Origin of the sequence: Fundicoccus ignavus (genome assembly GCF_009659375.1) — a bacterium.
Lineage (GTDB): Bacteria > Bacillota > Bacilli > Lactobacillales > Aerococcaceae > Fundicoccus > Fundicoccus ignavus.
The window spans coordinates 133,247-154,404 of record NZ_WJQT01000002.1 but is presented as its reverse complement, the minus strand read 5'-3'; the positions used below and the strand labels follow the sequence as shown (position 1 = coordinate 154,404).

The 21,158-nt window shown below is 39.6% G+C and carries 13 protein-coding genes, 3 pseudogenes and 1 riboswitch; of the genes and pseudogenes, 1 reads left to right on the top strand and 15 read right to left on the bottom strand.

Going from position 1 to position 21,158, the window contains the following annotated elements; translation table 11 throughout:
• Positions 1-56: 56 nt before the first annotated feature.
• The 7 genes from GF867_RS02735 to GF867_RS02705 form a co-directional block, all read right to left on the bottom strand.
• Complete coding sequence (locus GF867_RS02735; RefSeq protein WP_153831585.1) at positions 57-1,241, bottom strand: cation:proton antiporter; 1,185 nt, start codon at positions 1,239-1,241, stop codon at positions 57-59.
• A gap of 56 nt (positions 1,242-1,297) precedes the next feature.
• Positions 1,298-1,377, bottom strand: a riboswitch (Fluoride riboswitch).
• Between the two features lie 41 nt (positions 1,378-1,418).
• The gene (gene adhE, locus GF867_RS02730; protein ID WP_153831584.1) at positions 1,419-4,097 is read right to left on the bottom strand and encodes a bifunctional acetaldehyde-CoA/alcohol dehydrogenase; all 2,679 of its coding nucleotides are present in this window, start codon (positions 4,095-4,097) and stop codon (positions 1,419-1,421) included.
• 62 nt (positions 4,098-4,159) lie between these two features.
• Positions 4,160-5,380 carry an ATP-binding protein gene (locus GF867_RS02725; RefSeq protein WP_153831583.1) on the bottom strand — a complete coding sequence of 407 codons (1,221 nt, stop codon included), beginning with the start codon at positions 5,378-5,380 and terminating at the stop codon, positions 4,160-4,162.
• 254 nt (positions 5,381-5,634) lie between these two features.
• Positions 5,635-8,262 (bottom strand): bifunctional acetaldehyde-CoA/alcohol dehydrogenase, encoded by a 2,628-nt coding sequence (gene adhE / locus GF867_RS02720; protein WP_366927738.1) that lies wholly within the window; start codon positions 8,260-8,262, stop codon positions 5,635-5,637.
• A 913-nt stretch (positions 8,263-9,175) separates the two neighbouring features.
• Positions 9,176-9,517, bottom strand: a complete 342-nt coding sequence (yajC, locus tag GF867_RS02715) for a preprotein translocase subunit YajC (protein ID WP_153831582.1) — start codon at positions 9,515-9,517, stop codon at positions 9,176-9,178.
• 97 nt (positions 9,518-9,614) lie between these two features.
• A complete protein-coding gene (gene tgt, locus GF867_RS02710) occupies positions 9,615-10,760 on the bottom strand; it encodes a tRNA guanosine(34) transglycosylase Tgt (protein WP_153831581.1) in 1,146 nt (381 codons plus the stop codon).
• A 52-nt stretch (positions 10,761-10,812) separates the two neighbouring features.
• On the bottom strand, positions 10,813-11,607 hold the full coding sequence (locus GF867_RS02705) for a glutaminyl-peptide cyclotransferase (protein ID WP_153831580.1): 795 nt from the start codon (positions 11,605-11,607) through the stop codon (positions 10,813-10,815).
• A 97-nt stretch (positions 11,608-11,704) separates the two neighbouring features.
• Here GF867_RS02705 and GF867_RS02700 point away from each other — a divergent pair, with 97 nt between their 5' ends.
• Positions 11,705-12,346 carry a lysophospholipid acyltransferase family protein gene (locus tag GF867_RS02700; protein ID WP_153831579.1) on the top strand — a complete coding sequence of 214 codons (642 nt, stop codon included), beginning with the start codon at positions 11,705-11,707 and terminating at the stop codon, positions 12,344-12,346.
• 270 nt (positions 12,347-12,616) lie between these two features.
• On the opposite strand, the gene GF867_RS02695 is transcribed toward GF867_RS02700, so the two are convergent.
• From GF867_RS02695 to purQ, 8 genes and pseudogenes are all read right to left on the bottom strand, one after another.
• Positions 12,617-13,743, bottom strand: a protein-coding gene (locus tag GF867_RS02695; protein ID WP_153831578.1) for an IS3 family transposase whose coding sequence is annotated in 2 segments (ribosomal slippage) — positions 12,617-13,494 and positions 13,494-13,743 — 1,128 coding nt in all. Because the reading frame shifts where the segments join, the coding sequence is not laid out codon by codon here.
• A gap of 166 nt (positions 13,744-13,909) precedes the next feature.
• Positions 13,910-14,395, bottom strand: a pseudogene (locus GF867_RS02690) (aldo/keto reductase); the annotation flags it as partial.
• Between the two features lie 120 nt (positions 14,396-14,515).
• Positions 14,516-15,070, bottom strand: a pseudogene (locus tag GF867_RS02685) (family 1 glycosylhydrolase); the annotation flags it as partial.
• A 337-nt stretch (positions 15,071-15,407) separates the two neighbouring features.
• On the bottom strand, positions 15,408-16,703 hold the full coding sequence (gene purB / locus GF867_RS02680) for an adenylosuccinate lyase (protein WP_153831576.1): 1,296 nt from the start codon (positions 16,701-16,703) through the stop codon (positions 15,408-15,410).
• 12 nt (positions 16,704-16,715) lie between these two features.
• Positions 16,716-16,820: pseudogene (locus GF867_RS13670) on the bottom strand (hypothetical protein); the annotation flags it as partial.
• On the bottom strand, positions 16,819-18,270 hold the full coding sequence (gene purF, locus GF867_RS02675) for an amidophosphoribosyltransferase (protein ID WP_153831575.1): 1,452 nt from the start codon (positions 18,268-18,270) through the stop codon (positions 16,819-16,821). The pseudogene GF867_RS13670 and the gene purF, both read right to left, overlap by 2 nt.
• Positions 18,246-20,477: a phosphoribosylformylglycinamidine synthase subunit PurL gene (gene purL, locus GF867_RS02670; protein ID WP_153831574.1), complete on the bottom strand. Its 2,232-nt coding sequence runs from the start codon at positions 20,475-20,477 to the stop codon at positions 18,246-18,248. Before purL ends, purF begins: the two co-directional genes overlap by 25 nt.
• Positions 20,474-21,157: a phosphoribosylformylglycinamidine synthase subunit PurQ gene (gene purQ / locus GF867_RS02665; protein WP_153831573.1), complete on the bottom strand. Its 684-nt coding sequence runs from the start codon at positions 21,155-21,157 to the stop codon at positions 20,474-20,476. Before purQ ends, purL begins: the two co-directional genes overlap by 4 nt.
• Between the last annotated feature and the right edge of the window lies 1 nt (position 21,158).

The window sequence follows — 21,158 nt, the reverse complement described above, 5'->3', positions numbered from 1 at the left end:
CCCCTCAATTATACAAACGTTAGTTCGCATTATCAAGTGAGTCTTTTAGTTCTAGGTCACTCATTTGATGTATTCAAGATTTTTTGGTATGTTAGATCAATTCCTAATGCTCCAAGAGGTGCCGTTAATATAATCGCAAGAACTGATATGGTTAAAATTGTATTACCTGCTTCAACACCTGCGGCTAATGGAATACCGCCAATTGCTGCTTGTACCGTTGCTTTAGGTAAATAAGCAATGGCACAGAACAATCTTTCTTTTATACTCAACGGAGTATGAAGTAAAGCGACAAACACGCCTATAAATCTAGCACTTAACACTAAGCCAATCAATACTAACGCTAGTATCCCTGCGTTAGCAAGATTATTTAAATCTACAGTTGCTCCTACTAAAATAAATAATATCAATTCTGCTGCTACCCATATTTTGGAAAATTTGTGTGATAATCGATTGGCCAAGATGGAATAATCTTGGTAAATCGTTGCTCCCATCGCCATTACCGAAATCAAACCAGAAATCGGAACGTAGGCTACCATTCTATTCTCTAAAGTTACAAATAGAAAAGCGAGAGAGATAATAACTAATATCTTAACAGTATCTCTTAAATGATTCCTTTTAAAAAAGGCAACACATCCCTTTCCAACTAACCAACCTAGCAATACGCCTAATAGGATTGATACTGGTATTTTGATTAAACTAGTAACATTAAATGCTTCGCCTTGGTACATACCTAAAAAAGAAGTGAACAACACAATGACATAAATATCATCAACTGATGCACTAGCCATAATGAGTTGCGGTATGCCCGCTTTTCTTCCGTAACCTTTTTCCATCAGATGAAGCATCTTAGGAACAACTACCGCAGGTGAAACAGCCCCAATTACTGTCCCTAGAATGGCCGCTTCTAAATAACTCATTTCAAAAAACATCGGCGCTAATAAGGTCGTCGCAATGATCTCAAAACTGGCTGGTAAAAAACACATTAAGAAAGCTGGTCGACCTACCTTCTTTAAGTCGCTTATATCTAAAGCCAAGCCTGCACGCGTTAGTATAATGATTAAGGCAATTTGTCTTAAATCAGTAGAAATTGTTAATATTTGAGGGGCTATTAGATTCAATACATAAGGACCCAGTATAATCCCCGTCAAAAGCATACCGATTAAACCAGGCAGCTTTAATTTTTGCATTAGCGAACTTAATAATATACTACACAAAACCATAAGGGCTAAACTTTCTAACATTTTATCTTCTCCTTTGCGCGAGAATGAAAAAAAGCTGACACTCCCGCAATTAAATAATAATTGCAGAAGTCATCAGCTTTTTTTTAAGCGGTTCGGCTATTGCTAGCACTGGGAGAACTTCATTCCCTATTGCTTATATAATAGCATATTATCATAAACTTTCAAACTTTATTATACTTAAAAATGCACTTCTAATAAATTTCGTATATCATCTAATGTTGGTTGTCTTGGATTGGTAGCTGTACATTGATCATTATAAATCAACTCAATTAATTTATCTAAATTACGGTCAAATTGTGCACGTGTCACACCATTTGCTGATAATTTGGGTTCTATCTCTACTGATTTCATTAATTCACTAATTTTTTGACAGAGTGATTCTATTAACTCCTCATCAGATTCACCTGGTAATTTCAGTGTTCTAGCTATTTCAGCATAGTCTTGATGTGCGCGATATACTTCGTATCTCGGGAATGGCGTTCGTTTAATTGGCCCAGGACTTACATTGAAACGAATGACTTCGATTAATGATAGAGCAATTGCTAAACCGTGAGGCAATCCAAATTCTCCACCTGTTTTATGGGCGATAGAATGATTTAATCCTAGATTAGCATTTGCAAATGCCATTCCACTTAAAGTAGCAGCATAATGCATATTCGTTCGAGCATTTTCACCCGCTAACGTAGGGTGTTTCGCATCATATTTGAATGACTCTTCTAAATTATTCATCACTAATTCAATCGCTTGTAGAGCCCAAGGTCTAGTAAATTCTGAGGACATAACCGATACATAAGCTTCAATCGCATGAGCCAGAGTATCAATGCCTGATAAAGCTACGGTTCTTTTCGGAACAGTCAACACAAACTCCGGATCCACAATCGCAACTTGTGGTGTTAATTCATAATCATTCAAAGGATATTTCACGTGATTAACATCATCTGTAATGACAGCAAAAGGCGTTACTTCCGATCCAGTTCCGGAAGTGGTTGGAATGGCAATTAATCTTGTTTGAGTTTGACGATGGAAACGTGTGATTTTTTTGCGAATATCCATAAATTTTTGCTGTAAATCATTAAATAAATGCTGAATTTTGTCATAATCTTCTAAAAAGCCATCTTCTTGATCAATTGAATACTCGTATATATAACGCGCTATTTTAGCTGCGTCTAATGCTGAACCCCCACCAATGGCGATGATTGTATCTGGTTGAAAGTCTTGAATTTGTCTTGCGATTTCGATGGTTTGACTTAAAGTTGGGTCTGGACGAACTGTTCCATAGATTGTAGTGGTCACATTCCCATCTCTAAAGCTTAGTTGACTGTATACTAAATCAACAAATCCATATTGAACCATTCCCGGATCAGCCACGATAAAAGCACGTTGAATATCTTCTTCAGTTTCTTGTAAGTATGAAATAGCATTTTGTTCATAATATATTTTCTCTGGCAAGCGAATCCATTGAGGTCTATGGCGTCGTTTTGCAACTGTTTTAATATTTAAAAAATCATTTGTAGTTAGATTATGTGACAAACTATTCTTCCCCCATGATCCTGTTCCTAATGTTAAACTAGCGCGCAATGCATCAGTATAAATATCCCCCAAGCCACCTAACGAATCGGGTTGATTGACTAAGACTCTCGCGGCTTTAGTTTTATCGCTAAACTCATTAACAAAAGGGTCATTGTGTAAACCAATTTGAATGCCTGCATTGTGGCCAGTACCTTGATAGCTTAATAATTTATCGACTACTTTTATTCCCTCTTGTCGATTTGCTACTTTATAGATAGATAAAAGTGGCGTTAATTTTTCTGATGAGAGTTTTTCGCCAATATTTGCTTCATCCAATTCAAAAAGCATTACATCCTTATCTTCAGGTAAATAAACGCCCGCGTTATCAGCTATCCATCGCGCTGACATACCTGCAACTTTGCCGTTCACTCCATGTTTCTCATTAAAAACAAAGTTCGCCAATATTTCATGATCAGATTTCGGTACCAGATAAGCCCCCTTTTCAAGTAGTAACGCTAACCATTCATCATAAATGCTCTCTTCTACTACAGCTGAGTTTTCTGCCACACAAACCATTCCATTATCAAATCTTTTGGATAATAGTAAGTCCTCTGTTGCTCTGTGCAAGTAGGCTGTGTGATCAACAAAAACAACTCCGTTACCTGGACCTACGCCTAGTGAAACATTTCCTGAATTTAGTGCAGCGTGCACCATATCAGGACCCCCAGTTGCAATTATTGATGAAATATCAGGATTCTCCATTAATAAATTAGTGTTCTCTATTGTTGGCACTTCAATCCACTGAATCACATTCTCTGGTGCACCTGCTGCTACTGCTGCTTTATATATTATTTCAGCAGCATGTCTACTACAAGCTTGAGCTTGTGGATGAAAAGCAAAAATAATTGTATTTCTTGTTTTCAAAGTCAATAAAGCTTTAAATATAGTCGTCGAAGTTGGATTCGTTACTGGCACGATTCCAGCTAAAACCCCCAATGGTGATGCTATTTTAACTTGGCCTGTTGTTTTATTCTGACTAATAATCCCTACTGTCTTCTCATGTTTAATTAAATTATATATATTTTCTGTCGCAAATCTGTTTTTTAAATCTTTATCCTCTACTATTCCACGCTTGGTCTCTTCGACCGCTTCTTGAGCCAACAAGAAAGCTGCTTTAGAAGCAGATATAGCAGCTGCTGCGACAATTTCATCCACCTCTTCTTGGGTAAACACTGAAAATTCTTGTGAAGCTTTTTGTGAGTTACTTACTAATTGCTTAATATATTCATGACTCAATTCTTTTGCTTTATTTCCATTTTCGCTATTAAAATCGTCACGCTTAACCATGCGAACACCTCCGTTTTACTATTAACTTTTGATTTTCTTTAACTCTAACAATCATAACTGGACTAGTCATCATTTACTAACCAATCTAATAAGTTCATCTTTTTTATACCACCGTAACTGGTTTTCTGCGGGACATCATCTAATGTTATGAGATATTTTGGATAGTAGTCATGAATCGATTGAAGACACTTAAGCTCACCCTTTAATACCTTGTCATCTAAGGTTGACTCTACAACTTGATAATAAGTGTATTCATAATCTGCATCAATCGCTACAAAATCAACCATATATTGATTAGACTTACCTATGTAGACATCGAAACCTCTTCTTAATAATTCCAAATAAACAACATTCTCAATAATACTTTGAATATTATCCACTTGACCATTTAGTACCAAATATTGAAGTCCTGGATCTACCATATAATATTTCTCTTGCGTACTGAGAATTTTCATTGAAGGGATATCGAATCGACGGGCCCGATACATAATATTACTTTCAAGAATTCCAGTTATGTAACGATCAATCGTATTGTTAGCGATAGGCGTATTCAGTTGTTTTAACTTATTTTTTAATTTATTGATCGTGACTAAATTTCCAATTGAAGAAACTAATGCTTCGATTAACCTTTCCAGCACTCTTACATCTTGAACCTGAAGACGTTTGACAATATCATTTAATACCACCGTCGAATAAACGCCCTCAAGATAATGGACCCTCTCAAAGTCAGTATCAAAGAAAAGTGTAAAAGGAAAACTGTTCTGACAATATCGATTAAATAAATGCTGTTGAGTCGCAAAATGCTTATGAAGTTTATGCCAATTTTGATAACTCTTAAAAGAAAGCGGTAACATATTATTGCAAATATATTTCCCCTCCAAAGGAGAGTTGGCTAGTTTCTTTATAAAGTACTCATTGGAACCAACAATGTATATGTCCGTATCCCCACGATACAGTAAGGAATCAAGTAATTTTTCAAAATCTGGTACTAAATGAATTTCATCTAAAAATAAATAATTCATTTGATTTGATCGAATTCTCTTAAGTAGATATTGATGTAATTCGTACGGGTTTAATAAATCATGGAAATGAAAATCATCAAAATTTACTGAAATAATTTGTTCTGGCATAACGCCTTGTTCAATCAAATAATCTTGAAAAAGTAGCAATAATGTTGATTTTCCAGACCTCCTAACACCACTAATCACTTTTATGACTGGCTGATTCATATTCTTAATCAAGAATGATAGTTCATTTGGCCTTGCTACATACCTATGTGTCATCTTTCACATCCTCCAAACTTATTTTCACCCACTGTTCTGGTTATGAAAGGCTTAATTGTGAAGCAAAAAATTCTCAATAACTAGATAGACTAAAACGGTAATTCATAAAAATTATACCAGTTTTACATCCTGACTTACACACCATATTGTTGTAAAGTACAAATACATTCTAAAACATGGCCAAAATAATAAACAATCCTATCACCGAAATTTCGATGATAGGATTAATAAACAGTATGAACTAATCTTAATTATTATTCAGAAACATCATGCGGTGTGTTAATACCATAATAAGCATTAAATAATATTTGCTCTAAATCTTTAATCAATGGTTGACGAGGGTTTACAGGTGAACATTGATCCTCATAGGCATTCATTGCTAGTAAATTCAAGTTATCCATAAACGCTTGTTCATCTACTCCAAATGATTTCAAGTTCATCTCAACGTCACATTCAATTGCTAAATCAATACATGCTTGAGCAAATGATTCTACTCCTTCCGCGGGTGAAGAAGCTGGTAAGCCTAACATTTGAGCGATTTCTTGATATCTTTCATCCGCAACATAACTTTCATATTTAGGCCAAATGTGCAATTTACCGGGCACCGTACCGTTATAACGTATAACATGTGGCATTAAAATAGCATTTGTTCTACCATGGACTGTTCCAAACATACCACCAATCTTATGCGCTAAGGAGTGGTTAATTCCTAAAAAGGCGTTTGAGAAGGCCATCGCTGCCATCGCAGAAGCATTATGCATTTTTGCTCTAGCTTCAGGATCTTTTGAACCTAGTTTGTAAGCTCTTGGTAAATACTTGAACACTAACTTAATAGCTTGTAACGCTAAACCATCTGTATAATCATTTGCCATTATCGATACAAAGGCTTCCACCGCATGTGTTAATACATCTAATCCTGTATCAGCAGTACCTCTTGCTGGTAAGTTTAGTACGAACTCTGGATCAATGATCGCAACATTTGGTGTGAGTGAATAATCAGCTAATGGATATTTCTTATTCACACTCTTATCCGTTATGACAGCGAACGGAGTAACTTCGGAACCCGTTCCTGAAGTAGTAGGAATCGCAATCATTTGTGCTTTTGAACCTAGTTTAGGGAATTTAACTGTACGTTTACGAATATCCATAAATTTCTGTTTTAAATCATCAAAGTTTGCTTCAGGGTGTTCATATAATAACCACATTACCTTGGCGGCATCCATTGGAGAACCCCCACCTAATGCAATAATTGTATCAGGTTGAATTTCTCGCAAGCGTTCTGCACCATCAATTACCATTTCGACTGTTGGATCTGGGAGAATATTTGAAATAACTTCAATAATTGGTTTGTCTGGACGTACATGTAATACGTCTAAGACTCTTTGAACGTATCCTAGCTTAACCATCATTTCATCTGTGATAATGACAACTCGACTCATCTTATCAATTTCAGCCAAATAATGGACTGAGTTAGGTTCAAAGTAGATTTTCGGTGGAATCTTAAACCATTGCATATTGTTATTTCTCCTTCCGATTCGTTTAATATTAAGTAAATTGTTGGCGCTAATGTTATCCGAAGTAGAGTTCGCACCATAAGAGCCACAACCTAATGTTAAGGAAGGAATAAAGGCATTATAAACATCTCCAATACCACCAAATGTTGAAGGCGCGTTCCAAATAACTCGCATTGCTTTTACCCGACTGCTGTATTCTTTGACAAATGCTTCGTCTTCAGAATGGACAGATGCTGAGTGACCCAATCCATTTAACTCAACCATCTGTGCTGCTAGAGATACTCCTTCTTCGCGATTGTTCGCTTTTAGAACAGCTAACACTGGTGCTAATTTCTCTCTCGTTAAGGGTTCATCATAACCTACATGCGAACAATGGACAGCAATTACAACTGTATCTTCAGGCACTTCAAAACCAGCATTAGCTGCAATTTTCGCTGCTGGTTGCCCTACTGCTGCTGCATTTAAGCCACCACGCGTACCATCTGATTTTTTATCACCAAAGAAATATTGTTCTAGAAGTTCTTTTTCGCGATCCGTTGCAACATAAGTATGATAACGTTCCATTTCTTTAATAAAATTATCATGGATTGATTTATCTAAAATAACCGCTTGTTCAGAAGCACAAATCATTCCATTATCAAAAGCCTTAGATAAAACAATATCGTATGCACTTCGCTTGATATTTGCGGTATGATCCACATACGCTGGAACATTTCCGGGTCCTACACCTAAAGCAGGTTTACCACAAGAGTAAGCTGCCTTTACCATTCCACTACCACCCGTAGCTAGAATAGTCGCAACACCCGGATGATTCATTAAAGCATCTGTTTTCTCTAATGATGGACTTTCAATCCATTGAATACAATTTTCGGGTGCTCCTGCTAAAACGGCTGCTTCATATAGTACACGTGCTGCTTCCTGTGAAGCCTTTTCAGCTTTCGGATGGACACTAAAGATAATTGGATTGCGAGTTTTTAACGCAATTAACGCTTTAAAAATGACAGTTGATGTTGGGTTAGTTGTAGGAGTTAAAGCCGCAATAACGCCTACTGGCTCCGCAATTTCAGTTATGCCAGTCATTGGATCTTCATTAATCACACCGACAGTTTTTGTATTAATCATGTTATTTGTAACATACTCTGCAGCAAAAAGGTTCTTAATCGCCTTATCTTCAAATACACCCTTTTGTGTTTCTTCCTGAGCTAAAACTGCTAATGGACCATGTTGATCTACAGCAGCTGTCGCTGCTTTAGTTACAATGTAATCAACTGCTTCCTGATCAAGTAACAAGAATTTTTCTAGAGCTCCTTGCGCTTTCCCTACAAGATTATCGATAGTTTCTTGAACGTTATTTCCCACAACATCAATCTTTTCTTCTAAAACAACATTTGACTGAGTATCTTTTTTCACCACTTGAATACCCCCTATTATATTAAATTTATTTCTCTTTAAAGAAGCGCTTTCTTTATGATTTGCATAGTACTGATGAAAACAAAAACTGTCAAATTTTCTAATAAATGAACAGTTTATGAGAAATAAAATATCAACTAGAGTTTTTACGTATATTACAAGAGTGGATGAAATAACTTACATGTTTACACTTCAAATGAAAAGTCTGTTCGATTTCATGTTTAAAACTGCACATATAAATCTATAGTCTTTATAATTCGAACATACACTCTTTGATTGCCAAATTTATTGTGTTCGTGTTTCAACAATTAAAGCTCATAAGTATGAGTTCCAATGACAATTTCAAGAGAACAAAACGATAAGTTTTTGTTAAACTGTATATTTATCTACATTGTGACAACTCGGTCAAAGTTTTGTAAATTAGAGTTAATCCAATGTAATTCCTGCATAATTTCGAATAAATATGCAACACATCACCCTGTCAAGACACTATTTTTTCACTCCAAGTACAAACATTTTAACCATCAGTCTAAATATATTCTTTTTAGAAAAATACTGCGGATTAGAATGCTCCCATTAAAACTTAATATACAATCACTCATTATATTGATTCAACATTATACTATTCATTACATTGGATTATTATAAGAGATTAGATTGCTCTGATTATGATCGTAGCCTATTCTTCAATTATAGTCTCGGCAAATAGTTGGTAAATCCAGAGCGCCACGAATGTCTGTGAGGCATTGAAAACGACCTTCTACTTGTAACACAAACGCCTGAGCGAAGAACAAAACTTGATAAATCAACCTAAACTTATAATCCCTTATAAGAATAAAAAAAGCGCCCAAAGGACGCTATCAAATAGGTATTAGTTACCTTCTTCTGCTAATTCATCTGAGTTAGCATAGTCTTCTTCTAATACTTCGATTGTTTCTTCACTAGTTGGCGTGCTTACTTTAACAGATGCAATTGCGCTCAATTCAAAAGTTAAATAAATACCTTCGCAATCTAAAACTACTGTACGATCCGCATGATTTACTTCGTCAATAATACCGTGTAATCCACCGATTGTAACAACTCCATCACCGCGTTTCATTGCATCAAGCATATCACGTTTTTTGTCTGCTTGTTTTTTCTGTGGACGGATCATCAAGAAATACATCACAGCAAAAAGTACAATCATTGGTAACAAACTTAAGATTAGGTCCATATCTTCACCTACTTTCAATAAAATTGCTTACTTCAATAGTCTAACAAAAATCAAGCATAGTTGCTATTAGTTATTAAGAATTATCACTAAATTTAGTCTAGAAGTTACGAGCGTTTTCTTTATTGTATCCGTAGCGTTCAAAGAAATCTTGTCTAAATTCTAATAGTGAATCATTTTTAATATTCTCACGAACATCTTTCATTAATTGTAATAAGAAGTGAACATTGTGAATCGATGCTAATCGCATACCGAAAATTTCATCCGTCTTAATTAGATGACGCACATATGCACGTGTATAGTTGCGACAAGTATAACAATTACAATGTTCATCAATCGGTCTAAAATCACGAGCGTATTGAGCGTTTTTAACAACTAATCGGCCTGTAGAAGTCATACATGTACCGTTTCTAGCAATCCGTGTGGCAAGCACACAGTCAAACATATCCACACCACGAATTACTCCATCAATTAATGCATCAGGTGAACCTACACCCATCAAGTAACGTGGTTTATGTTTAGGCATTTCAGGTGTTAAATAGTCTAAAACATCGTTCATCTCTTGCTTAGTCTCTCCTACTGAAAGACCACCAATTGAATATCCAGGGAAATCCATTGAAGCTAAATCACGTGCGTGTTGAATACGTAAATCTTTATACCCTGCACCTTGCATAATACCAAATAAGGCTTGTGTTGATTGGTTTTTATGCGCTTTAAGCCCACGCTCAGCCCAACGTGTTGTTCGTTCAATCGACTTCTTCACATAGTCGTACGATTCATTAAATGGTGGACATTCGTCAAAACTCATAATAATATCCGCACCTAAAGCATTCTCGATGTGAATCGCTTTTTCTGGTGACAAGAATAATTTCTCCCCACTAATATGGTTACGGAAATGAACGCCTTCTTCTTCAATCCGACGTATATCACTTAACGAAAAGACTTGGAAACCACCCGAATCGGTTAGAATTCCTCGGTCCCAATTCATAAATTTATGTAAACCGCCCGCTTCTTCTACAATATCTTCACCCGGTCGTAACCATAGGTGATACGTATTACTTAAAACAATTTCTGCACCCATATCTTTTAATTCTTCCGGTGCTAACCCTTTAACTGTTGCTAATGTTCCAACCGGCATGTAAATAGGTGTCTCGAAGCTCCCGTGAGGAGTATGCAAGATTCCTAATCGTGCGCCAGTGTTCTTTTCTTCTTTAATTAACTCATAACGAATTGGTGATTCAGTCATAATAGTTCCTTTCTCTAACTCCAATATTACTCAACGTATTATTATAGTAAACTTATCGGTTTAATTCAACTTCCAAAACATAAGGATATCTTTTTCCAGTGAGATAGAATTGATCGCCCTCAATATGTGCAATTCCATTTAATACATCCTTTTGATCACCGAGCTCATCAGCAATTTCATTGTCAACACGTTGTAATAATTCTCCCAAATCGTAGACATATTCAATCTCACCGTTAGTCGGATTGATTGCAATAATTTTATCACTATACCAAATATTGGCATAGATTAGATTATTCGCAAATTCTAATTCATTAAGATTAACAACCGGTTGACCATTATAAGTCACTTCTATTTCGCCCCTTTTAGTAAAATCTTGTGGATCACGTTGTTGAAGTACAGATGTTCCATTCGACATCCACATAACATCAGCCGTCGCATCATAGGCTAGCCCCCAACCTTCACCCTGATATGCTTGTTCAGCAATTATTTCGAAACTCTCTAAGTCTCGCTTAAATGCTTTGCCTTCTTTCCAAGTTAATTGCCAAATGAAATCATCTACAATAGTAATTCCTTCGCCAAAGTATTCCTCAGATAAGTTAGCCTTAATAGAATATTCACCCGTTTCCAAATCTAATAAACCAATACTCGATTTACCATATAAACCTGTTGCTAAAATTAGCTCCTTAGTTTCTGTAGACAACTCAAAGCCTTGCGTAAAAGCTTCTGAATCACTCGGGTATAGTTCAATCAACTTAACCTCTGTTTCTGCACTTACTTGTGTTTGAACAAAGAATATCCCAAGTATTAACAACGCCGTTACCTTAATTATATACTTTTTATAAAACATAATAATAACTCCTCAATATGAAACCAATGATAACTATTGGCTAATCCTCTAAAAATTGGTAAAATTAGACTAATGTAATGACGAAAGGAACAAACGAATGACATTTTATGATATTGTTTTAAAATTGGTTCGCATAGTTTTTTATATCTTTAATGGTAAACCACATTATGAGGGTTTAGAGAATATACCTGAGGATAAAATAGTTATCTTTGCGGCCACACACCGCTCACTGCTTGACCCAATCTATTTAGCTTTTGCGGTTTATCCTTTTAACAAAAAGGTAGCATTTATGGCAAAAGACACATTATTTAAAAATAAATTTATGGCTTATATTCTGCCTAAATTAAATGTATTTCCAGTAAATCGTGAGAAAACTTCACCCAGAGTCATTAAACACGCGGTGAAAGTAATGAATGAAGATCAGATTAATCTAGGTATCTTCCCTTCAGGTACACGCTATTCAACTGAAATTAAAGGCGGGACGGCTTTCATCCAACGCCTAAGTAAAAATGATATTGTGCCAGTCGCTATTCAACCAACTTTATCAATTGGTCAATTTTTAAAACGAAAAACGATCAAAGTTGCTTTCGGAACACCAATTGAATACGATGAAACGATGACATATGATAAAGAAAAACTAGCTGAAGTGGATCGTTTAATTGCAGAACGTTTTGATCAATTAGATCAGCAATTGACGCCTAATTACCAGTATATACCACCTATTAAAAAAGATAAATAAGTATAATAAATATCCCAGTCAAACCAACGACTGGGATATTATTTTGGCTTAATGGTATGTCAACACTAAACTGTACAATTTTTATAAGGTGTTCAGTTGTCAATCTCGCTCATTTATTTTTAAATTCTAATCTAAACAGTGATAACTCATTGTCACTTGACTTGGACCCTTTGCTCGTATGCTTCTGAGCCGAGAAGCCAGCTAATAAATATATCTGGCTCCGCCACACAGGCTGGCATACTCGCGTCTCCAAGTAAAGTGCACGGCACTTCATGATGCTGTGAGAATCGCTTTAAATTTCTTATTTTCCTTGGGGGTCATGTATCCTAACGATCCATGGATACGTACATTATTGTACCAATTGACATAATCAAATAATCCTAAATCCAAGCCTTCTTGTGTTTCAAAATGCTCACCAAAAATAAATTCGGTCTTTAGTGTCTTAAATGTTGATTCTGCTACAGCGTTGTCATACGGTGTCCCTTTGACACTTAATGAACGTTCAATGCCGAAAGCCTCAAGAGACTGGTCAATACTTTTATTCTTAAACTCGCTTCCGCGATCGGTATGAAATAATTTGAGTCGATTTAGATTATATGGCACAGACGCAAAAGCGCGTTTTACTAATTCGGCTGTCTTGTGAGGACCAGCACTATAACCAATGATTTCACGATTAAATAAATCAACCAGTACACAAATATAGTGCCAACGTCGACCGACTCTTACATAAGTCAGATCACTGACGACGACTTCTAGTTCATCTTTTTCATCAAATTCACGCTTTAATCTGTTACTTATTTTCTCTTCATTAACGACTGTTTTCATTGGTTTATACTGGACAATTGTATACTTTGATACAAGTCCTTGTTCTGCCATGATTCGCCCGATGCGCCGTCGCGAGACAATAAAGCCTAAATCCTTTAATTTTTCTTTTATTTTTCTTTGTCCATAAATTCGGCGACTATCCTTAAAGATTTTAATGATTTGTTTCGTTATTTCTTTATCCTGATGATCACGCTTTTTTGCTTCATAATAATACGTACTTCGAGGGACCTGTAGACATCTACACATTGCTGATACCGAATACTTGTGACGGTTATTTCTGATCACATTTATTTTCGTCCCATGATCAGCGCTGCTTGCTTTAAAATATCATTTTCCATGGCAAGTTGTTGATTCTGTTTTCTGAGGCGGATAAGCTCCTCTTGTTCTGGTGTACGATTGTCCTTTTCTTCAAATGAACCACTTTCTTTATGCTGGCGTACCCACTTATCAAATGCCGAGGCCGTAAGGTCATATTCTTTGATGACTTCAGCACTTGGTTTGCCTGATAAATAAAGTTGAACCACCTGTTCTTTAAATGTTTTAGAAAATGTTCGTCGTTTTCTTTTTGTCATGTTTTCTCTCCTAAGAGCAGTTAATGACTCAATCTTAACTGACCTTAATAAATCTGTCCAACTTAGTGTAACCTATCCACTATTTTATCCTGTTCTTCCGTTTTCCCGTATTTCATTTCCTGTATCTTATCGGTTCTTGACCGTTCTGTTTCTACTGACCACTCTCTTGCCAAGCATACATGGCCGAAGCTCCAATATATCTGGCTTTTCCTGATTTCACTACATCATGGAGAGCTTCCATAGTCTCCTCTATAGGCGTGTTATAATCCCATCTGTGAATAATGTAGAAATCGACATAATCCATCCCCAGGCGGTCAAAAGACTGATCGATTTCATGCATGATTGCTTTTCTGGACAATCCTCTACCATTCGGCCTGTCGCGCATTGATGAAAAAAGTTTAGTCGCTACAACGATGTCTTCCCGGTCAGCAAAATCCTTCAGTGCACGTCCAAGAATACGTTCACTCTCACCTTTAGAATAAATGTTGGCTGTATCAATCCCTAGATCCAGTGATTCCCGGATGATCTGACGGCTGTCTTCTTCATTGAGGACCCAGTCATGTATCCAGTTTTCGGGATCCCCAAAGCTCATTGCTCCAAGACAGATTGGGCTGACATCCAACCCTGTTCGACCAAATTTTACTGTTTCCATTTGTACCCTCTCCTTCAATTGATAGGTTAACTTTACCCCTTAAAGTCGACTTTAAGTCAAGCAAATACAGAAAAAACGGAGAAGGCACCTACACCTCTTCTCCGCTTAATGCTAAATTAATTAATCCAACTTAGTTCCGTTGGATTCGATGACTTGTTTATACCAGTCGAACGATTTTTTCTTTCTTCTTTCCATAGTTCCGGATCCGTCATCATGCTTGTCGACATAGATGAACCCGTATCGTTTGGAGTACTCTCCTGTTGATGCACTGACTAGATCAATACAGCCCCAGCTGGTGTACCCGATCAGATCAACACCATCTTTGACGGCTTCGCCCATTTCTCGGATGTGCTCACGCAGGTAGTCAATACGGTAGTCATCTTGAATCGATCCATCTTCTTCAAACTTGTCATGTGCACCCAGACCGTTTTCAACGACCATCAAAGGCACCTGGTAGCGTCCGTAAAGTTCGTTCAATGCAAGGCGCAGGCCGACTGGATCGATTTCCCATCCCCAGTCACTGGCTTCAAGAAACGGATTCTTCACTCCGCCGATCAGATTGCCCTGACCCAGTTCCTCAGGTGTTTTCTCTTTCTTATCGGTAAGTGACATGTAGTAGCTGAACGAAATGAAGTCAACTGTTCCTTCTTGAATAATCTCCAGATCCCCGTCTTCCATTTTGATCGACTTATCCAAAAAAATAAACCTAAACTCATCCCAGATATCTACTGAAAGACATAGTCGTCTCAAAGTAAAGCTCTCGGATCAATTCAGGTTTTGCCTGCATCTAAATTCAGATCAGTAACAATCCAGTTATGCTCCAGATATTTAACTTTGAATAAACTATACCATGTGAGAAAAAAACCTGTAAGCGTTTTTTTGGAATGGTTTTGCATTACCTGATTTGAACACCTTTTTATTCTTAGATAGAGTCATAATTATTCCAGTCAATCCGCAACAAAAACAACACCTGCCGAAACAATCCCTTTTACTGTCCCGACAGGTGCTTTAATTAATTCAGTCCAACACGTTCAAATATTTCATCTACATTTTTCAGATGGTAGTTATAGTCAAAAGCATCTTCGATATCTTCAGCATTCAGAATGGACATAATCTTCTCGTCCTCTTCAAGCAGTGGTCGGAATGCTGTCTGTTCATCCCAAGCAATGGCAGTTTTGGGCTGAACCAGGTCGTAAGCTTCTTCCCGGCTGAGGCCTTTATCGATCAGCTTCAGCAATACACGCTGGCTGTAGATCAGACCAAGTGTTGCATCCATATTGCGTTTCATGTTCTCAGGGAACACGATCAGATTGCAGACGATATTGGCAATTCGGTTCAGCATGTAGTTTAGCAGGGTCGTGCTGTCAGGCAAAATAATGCGTTCCGCAGATGAGTGCGAAATATCACGCTCATGCCATAAGCTGACGTTCTCGTAAGCTGTCACCATGTGCCCTCTGATCACACGCGCCAGTCCGGCCATATTCTCAGATCCGATCGGGTTACGTTTGTGAGGCATTGCTGAGGAGCCTTTCTGACCTTTAGCAAAACCTTCTTCCACTTCTCTAGTTTCCGACTTCTGCAGGCCTCTGATTTCGGTCGCAAACTTTTCAACGCTGGTTGCAATAAGGGCAATGGTGCTAATATATTCCGCATGCAGATCGCGCGGCAGAACCTGGGTCGAAATTTCCTGAGGACGCGTTCCCAGTTTATCGCAGACATACTTTTCAACAAATGGCGGGATATTGGCAAACGTTCCAACTGCTCCACTGATTTTTCCGGCTTCTACGCCTTTAGCTGCGTGTTCGAACCGTTCGATGTGGCGTTTCATTTCTGAATACCAGAGCGCCAGCTTCAGACCAAAGGTAGTCGGTTCAGCGTGAACACCGTGCGTGCGTCCCATGGTCACCGTATGCTTATGCTCTTTCGCTTTTTCACCGATAACTTCAAGCAGCTGCTGAAGGTCTTTTCTGAGTACATCATTGACCTGTTTCAGCTGGTAACCGTAAGCTGTATCAACGACATCTGTACTGGTTAATCCGTAGTGGACCCATTTCTTTTCGTCTCCCAACGTTTCAGAAACGGCTCGTGTGAAAGCGACCACGTCATGTTTCGTTTCTTTTTCGATTTCCAGAATACGGGCAATATCAAAAGAGGCATGCGCTCGGATCTTCTGAACGTCTTCTTTAGGAATCTCTCCCAGTTCGGCCCAGGCTTCATCAGCTAGGATCTCAACTTCCAGCCATGACTTGTAGCGGTTCTCCTCTGACCATAATTCTTTCATTTCAGGTCGCGTGTAGCGTTCGATCATTATACCAGTCTCCTAATTCCAGATTTTCGTTTCTTCAATGTCTTTCAGTGTCTTCTCGGTATCAGCCGTCAGTATGGTCACGTGCCCCATCTTTCGCCCGGTCTTGTCTTGTTTTTTATACCCTTAACGGCTTGCTTTCTCTGAGTTTAGCCAGAGTATTCAAATAGTCTGTTTCATAGTCATATAAAGGTGTCGGGTAGTCTCCAGTAAAGTAAGACATACACAGACCATTATGTGGCGCATCGAACTTCAGTCCGATCGAGTCCACTGTCCCTTCGACACTTAAAAATGACAGACTGTCTGCACCGATTTTCACTCGGATTTCTTCCACTGAATAATCTGCAGCAATCAGTTCTTTCTGGTTCTGAATATCGATTCCGTAGAAACATGGGTATTTCAAAGGTGGAGATGAAATGCGGACATGTACCTCCGCTGCTCCAGCTTCTTTCAATAACTGAACGATGCGTCGGCTAGTCGTGCCGCGAACGATGGAATCATCCACCATGATCACTTTCTTACCGGCCACCACACCTCGAACAGCAGAGAGTTTCATTCTTACACCTCGTTCTCTCAGTTCCTGAGTCGGCTGGATGAATGTGCGTGCAACATACTGGTTCTTGACTAGTCCCATTTCATAAGGGATCCCACTCGCTTCTGCATACCCGCTAGCTGCGGACAAAGATGAGTTAGGGACACCGATAACCATATCTGCATCGACCGGTGCTTCTTCAGCCAGACGTTTGCCCATATTCTTACGTGCAGTATGGACATTGACTCCAGCAATATTTGAATCCGGGCGAGCAAAGTAGATAAATTCCATGGAGCAGATCTGAAGCAGTGTCTGGTCAGTATAGGTTTCGATTCGGTAACCCGAATCATCGATAATAACCAGTTCACCCGGCTGAACGGCACGGACAAATTCTGCTCCGACAACATCAAGGGCACAGGTTTCACTTGCAAGTACGTAGGCACCATTTTCCATCTGTCCAATGGATAAAGGACGGAAACCGTTCGGATCCAGTGCACCGATCAATGCATCAGGCGTCAGCATGACATAAGCAAACGCACCTTTTACGGTATTCAGACTTTCTTTGATTCGGTCGATCAGTGTATCCTGCTTGCTTTTACGGATCAGGTGCATCAGGATTTCAGTATCCGAGTTTGAATGAAAAATCGCCCCAGCCTGCTCGAGTTCCTGGCGCAGACTCACTGCATTGATCAAATTCCCATTATGGGCCAGCGCCAGCTCCTCATCGTGAAACTTGAACAGGAACGGTTGAATGTTTAAGATACTGTTGCTACCGGCAGTGCTGTAACGGACATGTCCAATCCCAGCTTCTCCCGACAGGCGGATCAGTTCACGTTCATCTTTAAACACTTCAGATAAAAGTCCCAAGTCACGGTGTCCTTTCAGACGCCCATTGCGATTGGTCACAATCCCTGCGCCTTCCTGACCGCGGTGCTGCAGGCTATGCAGACCGAAAAAATTCAGCTGAGCTGCATCCGGGTGTCCCCACACACCGAATACGCCACATTCTTCATTTAAGCTTTTGATTTCAGCAACCAAGGAATGGCTCCTTCCCATAAGTCTTTCAATTCTTTAACATCAATAGTCAGCTCTTCCGTCTGCGTACGGATTTCAGCGATTCGTGTATCTTTTACTTCACCGATTTCAACGGCATCTTGTCCAAATACTTCTTTGACTGCTTCGGCGTTTTCAGGTCTGACAGATAGAACAAAACGGGACGGCGATTCTGAAAACAGCCACTCTGAGGGCATATCTAGTGTCGCAGACAGCCCCAGCTCATTCCCAAAGGCTGATTCCATCAGCGCCACGGCCAGTCCACCTTCAGAACAGTCATGCGCACTTTGAATAAGTCCTTCACGAATCGCCTGCAGAACTTTATCCTGAATCATTTTTTCTTTATCTATATCAAAATCGAAAAGCTCTCCTTCAATTCTCCCCAGTTGCATTTTCTGCAGTTCAGATCCGTTAAAGTCAGCTTCTGTTTCCCCAATGACGAAAATTTTATCCCCAGCCTGTTTAAATTCTGATGTTGTCACATGATCTAGATCCTTGACCAGTCCGACCATGCCAATCATAGGTGTCGGATAGATCGCTTCCCCATTTGTTTCGTTGTATAGCGATACGTTTCCTGAAATGACAGGTGTATTTAATGTCGTACAGGCTTTGGCAATCCCATCCGCGGATGTCCACAGCTCCCAGAACACTTCAGGCTTATCGGGATTCCCGTAGTTCAGACAGTCCGTTATTGCCAGTGGCTCGCCCCCGCTTGCCACGATATTTCTTGCAGCTTCTGCTACAGCCATCTGTCCACCTTTCTCCGGATCGAGATAAAGGTAGCGGGCATTACAGTCAGTCGTCATGGCAAGCGCCTTGCGGGTCCCTCTGATGCGCAGAACTGCCGCATCGCTTCCTGGACCGACCACGGTGTTTGTTCTGACCATTGAATCATATGTTTCAAAAATCGATTTTTTTGAAGCAACTGTAGGCTGCTGCATGAGTTGTTTCAATGTTTCTTCTGTATCAGTGATGTCCGGTTTATATGGATCAAGCTTTTTAAATGCCTGAATACGTTCCGGCTCAGTGTATGGTTTATGATAGACAGGTGCTTCTTCCGCCAATGCGTCTACCGGTAAGTCAGCGACCAGTCTTCCTTCATGGTACAGACGATACTGCCCGTCACCAGTCACTTCTCCAATAGTTACTGCATCCAGTTCATAACGTGAGAACAGCTCTTTAACACGATCTTCAGAGCCTTTCGTCACACAGATCAGCATCCGTTCCTGAGACTCCGAGAGCATCATTTCATAGGACGTCATGCCTGCTTCACGTTGCGGCACATCGTCCAGATTAAGGATCAGTCCACTTCCCGCTTTTGATGCCATTTCTGAACTGGATGAGACCAGTCCCGCGGCTCCCATATCCTGTATACCGACGAGAATATCGCTGTGGTCCTGGATCAGTTCCAGGCATGCTTCCATCAGAAGTTTTTCCATAAACGGATCGCCAACTTGTACAGCTGAACGCTCAGCCTCTTCTTCATCACTGAATTCTTCCGAAGCAAAGGTTGCGCCGTGAATGCCGTCACGACCTGTTTTGGCTCCGACATACATGATCGTATTACCGATCCCTTTAGCCTGGCCTTTTTGAATATCCTCATGGTCGATCAGACCGACACACATGGCATTAACCAGCGGGTTCCCTCTGTAGACGGGATCAAAGGCAATTTCTCCGCCGACTGTCGGAATCCCGATACAGTTGCCGTAGCCGCCGATTCCTGCCACGACTTCTTCAAGCAGATACTTTGTCCGTTCGTTGTCGAGTTCACCGAACCGTAAAGAATCCAGCATCGCAATCGGACGGGCACCCATACTGAAAATATCACGAATGATGCCTCCGACACCTGTCGCCGCCCCTTCATAAGGTTCAACAGCGGATGGATGGTTATGACTTTCCGCTTTAAACACAACGGCCTGACCGTCTCCAATATCAACGATTCCGGCACCCTCACCAGGACCTTGAAGCACTTGAGGTCCCTCTGTCGGGAATTTTCTCAACACCGGTTTGGAGTTTTTATACGAGCAGTGCTCGCTCCACATAACTGAAAACAGGCCAGTTTCCGTATAGTTAGGCAGACGTTTGATTATGTCCTCGGAAATCATGCGGTATTCTTCATCCGTCAGTCCCCACTGAGCATAGATTTTCTGATCTCTGATCTGTTCGGCCGTCGGTTCATGTAATGTCTTCATACCTCTGCAGTCTCCTTTATAAAGTTCTTGACCATCGATTCGAAAAAGCGCAGCCCGTCACTTGAGCCTAAAAGATCTTCGACTGCCCGCTCAGGATGCGGCATCATACCCAGAACATTGCCTTGTTTGTTTATAATCCCTGCGATATTTTCAACTGAGCCGTTCGGATTGTCTGACGCATAGGTGAATACGATCTGATTGTTGGCTTTCAGTTCCGCAAGTGTCTCTTCATCACAGTAATAATTCCCTTCGCCATGAGCGACGGGTATGGTGAGGAGTTCCTGCTTGTCATATTCAGAGGTAAATTTCGTCCGGTTATTGACCACTTCCAGTTCCACTGTCTTACAGATAAAATGAAGGTTTTCGTTACGCTGCAAAGCCCCAGGCAGAAGTCCTGCTTCAACTAAAATCTGGAATCCGTTGCAGGTACCAAAGACTGGCTTGCCTTCCTCTGCAAAGCGAGTCACTTCACTCATCACATTTGAAAAGCGGGAGATGGCACCACTTCTTAAGTAATCACCATACGAAAAACCTCCAGGAAGCAGGACACCATCAAAGCCGTCCAGACTTTCTGCAGTGTGAGGCACGTATTCAGCTGCTTCTCCTACACCGTCTCTGATTGCATGAAGCAGATCGACATCGCAATTGGAACCTGGAAACTGGATCACTGCAAATCTCATG